The organism is Rhizobium sp. GCM10022189 (assembly GCF_042656325.1).
Lineage (GTDB): Bacteria > Pseudomonadota > Alphaproteobacteria > Rhizobiales > Rhizobiaceae > Rhizobium.
Genome location: NZ_JBHSOR010000002.1, coordinates 394,249 through 405,244, shown reverse-complemented (window position 1 = coordinate 405,244; position 10,996 = coordinate 394,249). Strand labels below are relative to the sequence as shown.

Annotated in this window: 12 protein-coding genes; 6 read left to right on the top strand and 6 right to left on the bottom strand. The window is 61.1% G+C overall.

Annotated elements, in window-relative coordinates; all coding sequences use genetic code 11:
• Positions 1-167: 167 nt before the first annotated feature.
• From ACFPWW_RS02215 to map, 5 genes are all read right to left on the bottom strand, one after another.
• Positions 168-1,847 carry a B12-binding domain-containing radical SAM protein gene (locus tag ACFPWW_RS02215; RefSeq protein WP_377310124.1) on the bottom strand — a complete coding sequence of 560 codons (1,680 nt, stop codon included), beginning with the start codon at positions 1,845-1,847 and terminating at the stop codon, positions 168-170.
• Positions 1,848-2,262: 415 nt separating this feature from the next.
• Complete coding sequence (gene sthA / locus ACFPWW_RS02210; protein ID WP_112568179.1) at positions 2,263-3,669, bottom strand: Si-specific NAD(P)(+) transhydrogenase; 1,407 nt, start codon at positions 3,667-3,669, stop codon at positions 2,263-2,265.
• A 98-nt stretch (positions 3,670-3,767) separates the two neighbouring features.
• Complete coding sequence (locus tag ACFPWW_RS02205; protein ID WP_112704884.1) at positions 3,768-4,358, bottom strand: dual specificity protein phosphatase family protein; 591 nt, start codon at positions 4,356-4,358, stop codon at positions 3,768-3,770.
• 72 nt (positions 4,359-4,430) lie between these two features.
• Positions 4,431-5,246 carry a RadC family protein gene (gene radC / locus ACFPWW_RS02200; protein ID WP_112568175.1) on the bottom strand — a complete coding sequence of 272 codons (816 nt, stop codon included), beginning with the start codon at positions 5,244-5,246 and terminating at the stop codon, positions 4,431-4,433.
• A gap of 8 nt (positions 5,247-5,254) precedes the next feature.
• Positions 5,255-6,091, bottom strand: coding sequence for a type I methionyl aminopeptidase (gene map, locus ACFPWW_RS02195; protein ID WP_112568173.1), 837 nt, complete (start codon positions 6,089-6,091; stop codon positions 5,255-5,257).
• Positions 6,092-6,339: 248 nt separating this feature from the next.
• On the opposite strand from map, the gene ACFPWW_RS02190 reads away from it, so the two are divergent.
• The 3 genes from ACFPWW_RS02190 (at position 6,340) to ACFPWW_RS02180 (ending at position 7,718) form a co-directional block, all read left to right on the top strand.
• Positions 6,340-6,999 carry a TetR/AcrR family transcriptional regulator gene (locus ACFPWW_RS02190; RefSeq protein WP_112568172.1) on the top strand — a complete coding sequence of 220 codons (660 nt, stop codon included), beginning with the start codon at positions 6,340-6,342 and terminating at the stop codon, positions 6,997-6,999.
• Positions 7,000-7,218: 219 nt separating this feature from the next.
• Complete coding sequence (locus tag ACFPWW_RS02185) at positions 7,219-7,392, top strand: hypothetical protein (protein WP_377310121.1); 174 nt, start codon at positions 7,219-7,221, stop codon at positions 7,390-7,392.
• A complete protein-coding gene (locus ACFPWW_RS02180) occupies positions 7,389-7,718 on the top strand; it encodes a DUF6105 family protein (RefSeq protein ID WP_377310119.1) in 330 nt (109 codons plus the stop codon). Before ACFPWW_RS02185 ends, ACFPWW_RS02180 begins: the two co-directional genes overlap by 4 nt.
• On the opposite strand, the gene ruvX is transcribed toward ACFPWW_RS02180, so the two are convergent.
• Positions 7,658-8,149, bottom strand: a complete 492-nt coding sequence (gene ruvX, locus ACFPWW_RS02175; RefSeq protein WP_377310117.1) for a Holliday junction resolvase RuvX — start codon at positions 8,147-8,149, stop codon at positions 7,658-7,660. The genes ACFPWW_RS02180 and ruvX overlap by 61 nt on opposite strands.
• Before the next feature lie 178 nt (positions 8,150-8,327).
• On the opposite strand from ruvX, the gene ACFPWW_RS02170 reads away from it, so the two are divergent.
• From ACFPWW_RS02170 to gatA, 3 genes are all read left to right on the top strand, one after another.
• Positions 8,328-9,032, top strand: coding sequence for a metal-dependent hydrolase (locus ACFPWW_RS02170; RefSeq protein WP_112754339.1), 705 nt, complete (start codon positions 8,328-8,330; stop codon positions 9,030-9,032).
• Between the two features lie 125 nt (positions 9,033-9,157).
• The gene (gene gatC / locus ACFPWW_RS02165; protein ID WP_112568168.1) at positions 9,158-9,445 is read left to right on the top strand and encodes an Asp-tRNA(Asn)/Glu-tRNA(Gln) amidotransferase subunit GatC; all 288 of its coding nucleotides are present in this window, start codon (positions 9,158-9,160) and stop codon (positions 9,443-9,445) included.
• Positions 9,446-9,503: 58 nt separating this feature from the next.
• Positions 9,504-10,985, top strand: a complete 1,482-nt coding sequence (gene gatA / locus ACFPWW_RS02160) for an Asp-tRNA(Asn)/Glu-tRNA(Gln) amidotransferase subunit GatA (RefSeq protein ID WP_377310115.1) — start codon at positions 9,504-9,506, stop codon at positions 10,983-10,985.
• The last annotated feature ends 11 nt before the right edge of the window (positions 10,986-10,996 follow it).

The following is a 10,996-nucleotide window of genomic DNA, read 5'->3' as shown; positions in this document are numbered from 1 at the left end:
CCGAATAATCGGCTCTTCCGGACCGACATCGAAAGCCCTGCCGCTCGCGGCAGGGCTTATATATTGCGAGGCCGGTGCTTCATATGAAGCACCGGCCTCGTTTGTCATTTAGTGCTTCTTGTCGAAGCTTGGAGACCAGCCGGCCGATCCTCGGCCCGGAACCCGTGTCAGACGGGTTTGGGGGCGTGAGTAAGTTTGGCAATCTTCTTGATGTGGCTGACGGCAGCCGTGCCGCCGGCGGTCTTGGTGAAGAGGTCGAGAACGTCTTCGTCGTCGTCCCCAACCGGCGTCAGGGCCTTGTCCATATAGGTTCCGGCATCTGCCCTGCGCGCAATCAGGAAGGCCGTGACGCTGAGATTGATGATCGTGCCGGCGAGCGAGACGTGTTTGCGGATCGTCTCGAAGGTAAAGCGCGGCCAGAACAGCAGTGGATGCTCGCGCTTGAGGCCGGGGCGCCGCTCGGAAGGATGTTTCAGGCGCAGAAGGCCGCTCTGCAGCGGATGCACGTTCTCCAGCGGCACGGTGGTCGCAAACGAGACCAGGACCTTGACTAGACTGCTCAGCGAAATGCCGGTTGCGACAGCGCGGCGAAGCAGGGTCTTCATGTGCTCGGGCGAATAGTAGAGCGACCAGGCCTCCCGGTAGATGCTCTCCCATTCCTGCTTGCTCATCTTCTGATGCGCCGTGCAGACATGTTCGACGTCGTAAATATTGAGATCGGCGTCCATATCGACGCCCTTCCTCCAGAGGACCTGATGGTCCTCCGAACCGGGCAGCGGCGTCAGGACGAAGAATTCGATGACGTCGAGCGGCAGCTCTTCCTGAATGATCCTGATGTCGCGGCGGATCGAGTCCGGCGTGTCTGCCGGGAAACCCAGAATATAGCCGGCAAGCGTCATGATGCCCTGCGCCTTCCAGGCAAGCAGCATCTTGCGGTATTCGGTGATCTTGTTCTGGTTCTTCTTGGCGGCGGTCAGGTTGTCCGGGTTGACGTTCTCGAGGCCGATGAAGACGCGGGTGACGCCGGCGCGTTTCGATTTTTCGATGAAATTCGGGATCTTGTGGCAGAGCGTATCCACCTGGATCATCAGCCCGAGCGGAATGCCGTCCTTTTCCCTGAGTTCGATCAGCCGGTCGAAGATGGCTTCCCAATCCTTGTTGCGGGCAAAATTATCGTCGGTGATGAAGAACTTATGGATGCCTTGCGCCCAGTTCATGCGCACCAGTTTCTCGACATCGTCGGCCGAGCGGAAACGGGATTTGCGGCCCTGCACGTTGATGATCGTGCAGAACGAACATTGATAGGGACAGCCGCGGCCCGCATCGAAGCTGGTGCTGAGGCCAAGCGTGCGCTGGATATTGTCTTTCGGCAGGAACGGCACCGGGGTGCCGCCGATGCCGGGCAGATCGTTCATGAAATTGTAGAGCGGCTTCAGTTCGCCGGCGGCGGCATCCAGCAGCACTGTCTCCAGCCGCCCTTCGGCCTCGCCGGCAAACATGGAAACGCCCATCTTGCGGCATTCCTCGAGGCCGATCGCGTCGCCGTCGAGCATCGACAGGCATCCCGAGACATGAAAGCCGCCCATCGAAACCGGCAGTGCCGCATCGCGGAAGGGGCGCGCAATGTCGAGCGCGCGGGGATATTGGTTGGATTGCACGCCGATCAGCGCGACCATGCCGAAATTGCCGTTTCGGCTGAACTGCGACAGCAATGCCGCAAAATCGATTCGCGTATTGGTTTCGTCGATAACAGTGATGTCGATGGCGGTATCGGCGCCAAGGACCTGCCGCTCGGCGCAGTCGGCGGCGATGCCGTAAATGGCAGCCATCGAGTTGGACGGAATCATGGCCCGCCACCAGCGAATGACGTAGCCGTCATCGTCATAGTGCGACGGTTTGATCAGGATCAGCTGAAACCGCCTGCGAGCAACCTCTGAACTATGGGGCAAAATATCGATCTTTCGTTATGGGCTGCGCGCCGTATCCTGGTGGCGTGGCAGACCGGTCTGAGACATGTATTTCATGCTGTCGAAAGGCGCGGTCCGATAAGTGGGAACGCTGTAAACAAAACGCAATGGACCGATGCGGGCGCCTGCAACCCTAGCTTACCAATATCTTTTGACATAGGATATAGGTAGTTGGCACAGGGCTCCGGTCAGCCGCAAGCGATGCGCCGATCGGCGCCTCGTCAAGAAATAAAGCTCGAAGATCAATGGGTTGGGAATAGTACCCGGAAAGGCGAGGGGGGATCCCCCCGCTTCCTCACAGTTCGGATTTTATATCGCCCATACGGTTCCAGGCATCGAGACCGGCAATCTTGTAGGCTTCGGCGAGCGTCGGGTAGTTGAACGTATTCTCGACGAAATATTCGACCGTGCCCTTCAGGTTAAGCACCGCCTGACCGATATGCACGAGTTCCGTGGCGCCTTCGCCGACAATGTGCACGCCAAGCAGGCGGCGCGTCTTCAGCGAGAAGATCAGCTTCAGCAGGCCCGTGTCCAGACCCATGATGTGGCCGCGCGAGGTTTCGCGGAAACGGGCAATGCCGCATTCGTAGGGAATGCCGCGTTCCTTCATTTCCTCTTCCGTCAGGCCGCAGGTCGAAATCTCCGGCACGGCATAGATGCCGTAGGGGAAATATTTCTGCGGCTCCTTGGCCACGGCGCCGATTGCGACGCGCGCCGCGATACGGCCCTGTTCCATCGAGGTCGAGGCAAGGCTCGGGAAGCCGACAACGTCGCCGGCGGCGTAGATATTGGGCACTGACGTCTGGAACGTCTCGGGATTGACCTTCAGGCGTCCGCGGCTGTCCGCCTCCAGGCCGATGGCCTCCAGGTTGAGCGTGTCGGTGGCGCCCATGCGCCCGGCCGCAAAGAGCACCATGTCGGTCACGAGATGCCGGCCGCTGTCCAGCGTCAGCTGAACCTTGCCGCTGTCGAGCCGCTCGACCTTTTCGGCTTTCGTGCCGAGCAGCAGCTTCATGTTGCGGTCGCGCAGCTGATAGGTGAAATCCTCGACGATCTCCTTGTCGATGAAGTCGAGCATGGTCGATTTCGGGTCGATAACGGTGACGGCCGTATCCAGCGCCGAAAAGATCGTCGCATATTCGATGCCGATGACGCCGGCGCCGATGACGACCATGCTGCGCGGCAGTTCCTCGATATCGAGCAACTCGTCGCTATCGAGCACGGTCTTGTTGTCGAAGGGCATGTAGTCGGGCCGGAAGGGCTTGGTGCCGACGGCAAGCAGAATGCTGGCGCCCGTCACCGTCATGGTCTCGCCGTCGTCCTTGATGACCTGCAGGCTGTTGGCGTCGATGAAGCTTGCCTTGCCGCGGATATGCTGGACGCGGTTGCGGGCGAACTGGTGTTCGAGCACTTCGACTTCATGGTCGAGCGTGATCAGCAGGCGGCGGCGCAGGTCCTCGGCACTGATCTCCTGCTTGACGCGGTAGCTGCGGCCGTAGAAGCCGCGCTCACGCCAGCCGGAAAGATTGAGCGCGGTTTCGCGCAGCGTCTTGGACGGGATCGTGCCGGTATGGACGGAAACGCCGCCGACGCGTTTTCCCTGCTCGATGACCAGCACTTTCTTGCCGAGTTTTGCAGCCTGGATTGCGCCGCGGCGCCCCGCCGGTCCGCTGCCCACTACCACGAGATCGTACTGGAACATCCTTTAGCCCCGAACTTGAATTGGAATCATTTTGCGACGCGAAATGTCGCGCGTTCATCGGTAGCCGGTCAATGTTACAGTTTGGTATTCCGGGCAGTTCAGGAATTCAAAAAGCCGAACATTGGCTCAAGCCGCTCGAAGGTACGATCCATCGCATAGGCGCCGATGAAGAAAAGGGACAGATGGCCGTATGTCAGCGAGATCTGCGACTCCGCCGCCATCTCTCCCTCCTTGGCAACACCGGCGACGTAGATGGCGGAAGCCAGTCCCGTACGGTCGGCGCCGGCCTTGCAGTGGATGAGCATCGGCTTGGGGGCGGCGGCCATGATCGCCATCAGCTGGCGTCCTTCCTCGACCGACAGCTCCTTCGTTGCCGACATGCGGAAATCGATATGCTTTATGTTGAGGCCCTTTGCTGCGGCGACTTCGTTGTCGTACCAGGCCTGGCCGCTGCTGTCGCCGCGCAGGTTCAGTACGGATTTGATGCCGTATTCCTTGGCGAGTTCGCCAAGCTTTGCCGGCGATGGCTGGGCGGAACGGTAGACCTGGCCTTCGACGACCGCGTGCACGTTGGTCGAAAGCTGCAGGTAGCCGAGATAGAGGCCGGTCACGACGAGCAGCAGAAGCGTCAGCCGTACCAGCGATCGAAGGCTCGGCGGCGCGTACAAGCGACGAGGAGAAATGCCCATAGTTCCCATCCGGTTGTCAGTCATTCAGCTTGGAGAACGTCAAGATGGCTTTTTCATGCCTTGGCCGCCGTCTCATATCAGGCGCAGGCCCTTGAGGCTCGCCTGTCCGTCCTTGCCGATGATGATGTGATCGTGAATGGCAATGCCGAGCGGCTTTGCGGCATCGATAATCATCTTCGTCATGTCGATATCGGCGCGCGACGGCGTGGGATCGCCCGAAGGGTGGTTGTGCACCAGAATCAGCGCCGTTGCCGAAAGCTCGAGCGCCCGCCGCACCACCTCGCGCGGATAGACAGGCGTGTGATCCACGGTCCCCTGTCCCTGCACCTCGTCGGCAATCAGCGCATTGCGCTTGTCGAGGAAGAGAATGCGGAACTGTTCGCGCGTCTCGTGCGCCATGGCCGCATGACAATACTGTACGACCGACGACCAGGAGGACAGCACCTGCTTGCCCTTGAGTTCGCTCTTCAGCGCGCGATGGCCAATGGTCGATATCAGCTTCAGATCGAGCGCCACCGCCTCTCCGACGCCCTTGACTTCCTGCAGCAGCGCTGCCGGCGCGCCAAAGACGCCGGCAAGCGAACCGAAGCGATCGATCAGCGCCTTGGCGATCGGTTTGGTGTCGCGGCGGGGGATCAGCCGGAAAAGCAGGAGTTCGAGGATTTCGTAATCGGCAAGCGCCGTATCGCCATGGTCGCGGAAGCGATTGCGCAACCGCTCGCGATGGCCGTGATAATGCTCCTGCCCGGCGGGCAGGGCGGCCTTCGGCACGGAAGATGCCGCCTTTGCCGGCTGTGTGAAAAACGCCCGTTCGTCCGCAGCGATATCCTCGTCCATGTCGAAGGGCAGCTTGTCTTCGCCAGCCTGCGGAACGGGGCTCTTCGCCATGGAGACCGTCACCCGTTCAGCGGCGGCAGGCCCGGCCGGTCGAGGCCGGCCGGCGACAGGGTGAAGATCTCGCAGCCGTTGGCGGTCACGCCGATCGTATGTTCGTATTGGGCAGACAGCGAGCGGTCGCGCGTCACCGCGGTCCAGCCGTCTGCCAGCACTTTCACATGCGGGCGACCGAGATTGATCATCGGTTCGATGGTGAAGATCATGCCCTCGCGCATCTCCGGCCCTTCGTTGGCGCGGCCGTAATGCAGGATGTTCGGCGAATCGTGGAAAAGGCGGCCCACACCATGGCCGCAGAAATCGCGCACGACGGAGCAGCGCTCGGCTTCGGCATAGGTCTGGATCGCTTCGCCGATCGCGCCGGTGCGGGCGCCGGGGTGAACGGCGGCAATGCCGCGCATCAGCGACTCGTAGGTCACTTCCAGCAGCCGTTCGGCGGCGCGCTTGATCTGTCCGACCGGATACATGCGGCTCGAATCGCCGTGCCAGCCGTCGACGACGAAGGTCACGTCGATATTGACGATGTCGCCGTCGCGCAGCGGCTTGTCGTCGGGAATTCCGTGGCAGACCACATGATTGATCGACGTGCAGGTGGATTTCGTATAGCCGCGATAGTTCAGCGTCGCCGGATAGGCGCCGTGATCCATGCCGAATTCGAAAACGAAGCGGTCGATTTCATTGGTTGCGAGGCCCGGCTTGACGATATCGGCAAGCGCATCGAGGCAGCGTGCGGTCAGCTGGCACGCATTGCGCATTCCCTCGAATGCTTCGGGGCCGTAAAGCCTGATGGCGCCGGTATTTTTGGGCGGCGCGGTTGCGGCTTCGATATAGTTCACCATTGCAAGGCCTTAGCAGAAATTGTCGTCTCTTTTCATAATGCAGCTATGCCGGGTTCGTCCATCCGGATCAACCGCATGGGCAAGATTTCTCGGGCGTGTCGGATCGGATGAAAGGGTGCCGCCGGGCCGCCCACCGGCTTCACGGGAGCTGCGGACCATCAGTATCCACAGTCTTGTCAATGAGATAGGATTGTGGGCGGAAAATTCCACTGTTACTCACCGATTGGTGACAGACCGGGGTTGACCGAATGCTGAATGAAACTGCCGTGGCCGCGCTCGAACAGACGGGCGCAGCCGAGCCTGAGAAGCGTATCCGCGACAGGGGCGCCACCGAGCGCGCCATTCTGAAGGCGGCCAAGAACCTGCTGGCGGAAGAGGGGTTCCAGAATTTCGGCATCAATGCGGTGGCCCGCCGCGCCGGCTGCGACAAGCAGTTGATCTACCGCTATTACGGCGGCCTCGACGGACTCGTCGAAGCGATCGGCGCCGATCTGGGCAGCTGGGTCAAGGACCGCATTCCCGAGGATACCGGCGGCATGTTCCTCCTGACCTATGGAGACCTGATGGAGCGGCTGTCGCTGCTATTTCTCGAAGCGTTGCGCGACGATCCGCTGATGCGCCGCATCGTCGCCTGGGAGGTCTCGGAAAATACCGAGCAGGTGAGGCGTCTTTCCGAAGCGCGTTCGAAAGCGCTCGGACTGTGGCTTGACCGCATGCGCGGTTCGCTGGCGCCGCCGAAGGGTGTCGATACCGCAGCCGTCAACGCCCTGATCTTCGCTTCGATCCAGCATCTCGTGCTTGCGGCCGCCGCCGGCGGGCAATGCGCGGGCCTGGTTCTGAAGAACGGCAAGGATTGGGAAAAGGCGGCAACAGCGCTGAAGCGGCTGGTGCGCGGCGTCTACGGCTAAGGCCTGCCGCGCAGGAAATGTGCCGCGGCTTTGCGACATGCACATGCGAAAACGGGAGTCTGAGGGGCGGGCGTCTCTGCGGGATCGCAGCGCGCTTCAGGCAATCCACAGCCTCCGCGTCCTCGTTAACCTTAACAATTGGTTTACGTTGCGTGGCGCTGGTTAACTCGCCAGTGTGCCCCACATGAGAGATGAACGAGTGTGGACCCGAGTTCGGTGATGGGAACCAGAGCAGCCAGAACCGCGTTGCTTGTCGCGGCGATGATGTTTTTCGCCGTACTGGCGCTGGATATCGCCGTGCCCACGCTCGTACTCTGCATCATGGCATCGTCGGTCTGGCTCGTGTCTCTTGATATGCCGGTCCTGCGCAAGCACGAAGGAGGAGCCGCATGAAGTGGTTTCTGATCTTCTGGGCCGGCCCGATCGTCTTCCTGGCGGGTTGGTACTGGCTTTCCTACTACGATCTGAATTTCGGCATCTTCATGCTGACCCGGCAGGTCCATGACCTGACCTTCGAGATTTACGGCAAGGCGCTCGGCCTGCCGCCGCAGGAAATTCCGCCGCTCGTCGCCCGCGCCATTGCCGTCGACAGCCTCGTCGTCTTCGCCGTCATGGGCTTCCGCAAGCGCCGCCAGATCGCCGTCTGGTGGAAGGCGCGTCACGCCTGCGTGTCGTCCGCCGATCTCGCCAGCAAGGAAAGCCTGTCGAGCGCTCCCTGAAGGATGAAACTCGCCGCTGCCGAATCGATGCGTTCGGCGCGTTTTGCCCGCGACACATCCATTTCCAGCAAGGCCCGTTCGGCCGCCACGGTCGATAGCCGCTCATCCCAATAAATGAAGGGAATGGCGGTCTTCTGCTCCATGTTGCGCACGAAGGCCCGCGTCGCCTGCACGCGCGGTCCCGCCGATCCGTCCATGTTCATGGGCAGGCCGATGACGAAGGCTGTGACTCTCTCTTTCGTGGCAAAGCCCAACAGCATCTCGGCGTCGATCGAAAATTTCTCGCGCTTGATGACCGGGCGCGGCGTGGCAAAACGGCGCCCCAGATCGGACATGGCAAGACCGATCGTCTTCGTGCCGAGGTCGAGGCCGGCGATTGCCTGTCCGGGGCCGAGCATTCCCGCCAGTTCCTCGATCGTCAGCACTGTCATTGCCCTGTCATCCCGTCAAAAGAAATTGAAGCTCCCACCGCTTTTCTTTGCGGCCATATCGGCTATGTCCTTAGAGCAATTCCAGAAAAAGTGCGAAACGGTTTTCCGACCGGAATTGTTTTAACCCATTCTGGCCCCCGAAATCGTCTTTTGCAGCACGTAATAAAGGAGACTTTTCATGAAGATCACCTGGCTTGGCCATTCCGCTTTCCGCCTTGAGACGAAAGCCGCCAAAATCCTGATCGATCCCTTCCTGACCTATAATCCGTCTTTCGCCGGCCAGGATATCAAGGAAGTGACCAGGGGCATCACCCATATCCTGCTGACGCACGGCCATGCCGACCATGTCGGCGATACCGTCGAGATCGCCAGGCAGACCGGTGCCGTCGTCCTCGCCAATGCCGACCTTGCGTCCTGGCTCGGCACCAAGGGTGTCGAGAAGCTCGAAATGGGCAATACCGGCGGCACTGTCCCGCTCGGCAGCTTCACCGCCACCTTCACCAATGCGCTGCATTCGTCCGCACAGACCACCGAAGACGGCGTTTCCCATTCGCTCGGCAGCGCCAACGGCCTGATGCTGCATTTCGACGACGAGCCGAGCCTCTTCCACATGGGCGATACGGATATCTTCTCGGACATGGCGCTGATCAACGAGCTGCACCAGCCCGATATCGGCATCGTGCCGATCGGTGATCGGTTCACCATGGGCGGTGCCGTGGCGGCCCTTGCCTGCCAGCGTTACTTCACCTTCAAGACCGCCATTCCCTGCCACTACGGCACCTTCCCGATCATCGACCAGACGCCGGAAAAATTCGTCGCCGGCATGGAGGCATCGAAGACGGAAGTGAAGGCGCCGAAGCCCGGCGAAAGCCTGTCGCTCTGATATGTCAGCCCTCAAATCCTGGCGGGTTTGAGGGCAGGAATTCTGCATTGCCGAAAAGGCAAACCCGTTGCACAGGACGGCCATGGTCTTTATAGCGGTAGGAAAATTCCTATCCGGAGAATGCCATGTCCGTCGATCTCGCCACCGTTAAGCGCGTCGCGCGCCTTGCCCGTATTGCCGTCTCGGAAGAAGAGGCAAATCGCATGGTCGGTGAGCTGAATGGCATCCTCGGCTTCGTCGAGCAGCTGTCAGAAGTCAATGTCGATGGCGTCGAGGCCATGACTTCGGTGACGCCGATGGACATGAAGAAGCGCGCTGATGTCGTCAACGACGGCAACAAGGCCGCCGATATCGTCGCCAATGCGCCGATCACCGACCACAATTTCTTCCTGGTGCCGAAAGTCGTCGAATAAGGCTTTGCCCGCCTCTTTCCGACCCTGTTGCCATTTTCAGATCTGAAGCGAAAACACGATGAGCGAACTCACCAGCCTGACCATTGCCGAAGCCCGCAAGAAGCTGCGCGCCAAGGAGATCACCGCGACCGAACTGACCGAGGCCTATATTTCGGCGATCGATGCGGCCAATGGCCAGCTCAACGCCTATATCAAGACAACGCCGGATCTCGCCCGTGTCATGGCGAAGAATTCCGACGAGCGCATCGCAGCCGGCAAGGCGGGCGATCTCGAAGGCATCCCGCTCGGCATCAAGGACCTGTTCGCCACCGTCGGCGTGCATACGCAGGCCTGCAGCCACATTCTCGACGGTTTCGAGCCGCGTTATGAATCGACCGTGACCCAGAATCTCTGGGACGACGGCGCCGTCATGCTCGGCAAGCTGAACATGGACGAGTTCGCGATGGGCTCCTCCAACGAGACCTCGCATTACGGCGCGGTTATCAACCCCTGGCGCGCCGCCGGCTCCAACCAGCAGCTCGTCCCCGGCGGCTCGTCCGGCGGTTCGGCAGCAGCCGTTGCCGCCCATCTCTGCGCCGGCGCCACCGCGACCGACACGGGCGGCTCGATCCGCCAGCCGGCCGCCTTCACCGGCACCGTCGGCATCAAGCCGACCTATGGCCGCTGCTCGCGCTGGGGCACGGTCGCCTTCGCCTCCTCGCTCGATCAGGCCGGCCCGATCGCCCGCGACGTTCGCGATGCCGCAATCCTCCTGAAGTCGATGGCAAGCGTCGATGCCAAGGACACGACCTCGGTCGATCTGCCGGTTCCGGATTACGAAGCCGCCATCGGCCAGTCGCTGAAGGGCATGAAGATCGGCATTCCGAACGAATATCGCGTTGACGGCATGCCGGACGAAATCGAATCCATCTGGCAGCAGGGCATTGCCTGGCTGAAGGACGCTGGTGCCGAGATCGTCAACATCTCGCTGCCGCACACGAAATATGCCCTGCCGGCCTATTACATCGTGGCCCCGGCGGAAGCCTCTTCGAACCTCGCCCGCTACGATGGCGTGCGCTACGGCCTGCGCGTCGACGGCAAGGACATCGTCGACATGTACGAAAAGACGCGCGCCGCCGGCTTCGGCCAGGAAGTCAAGCGCCGCATCATGATCGGCACCTATGTTCTGTCGGCCGGCTACTACGACGCCTATTACCTGCGCGCCCAGAAGGTTCGCACGCTCATCAAGCGCGACTTCGAAATCGCCTTCGATGCCGGCGTCGATGCCATCCTGACGCCTGCCACGCCGTCGTCTGCCTTCGGCGTTGCCGACGAGAACCTCGCTGCCGATCCGGTGAAGATGTACCTGAACGACATCTTCACGGTCACGGTCAACATGGCCGGCCTGCCGGGCATTGCCGTTCCCGCCGGCCTCGACCACAAGGGCCTGCCGCTCGGCCTGCAGCTCATTGGCAAGGCCTTCGACGAGGAAACCCTCTTCAAGACCGCCCATGTCATCGAACAGGCCGCCGGCAAGTTCACGCCGGCCAGGTGGTGGTAACGGACCTTACG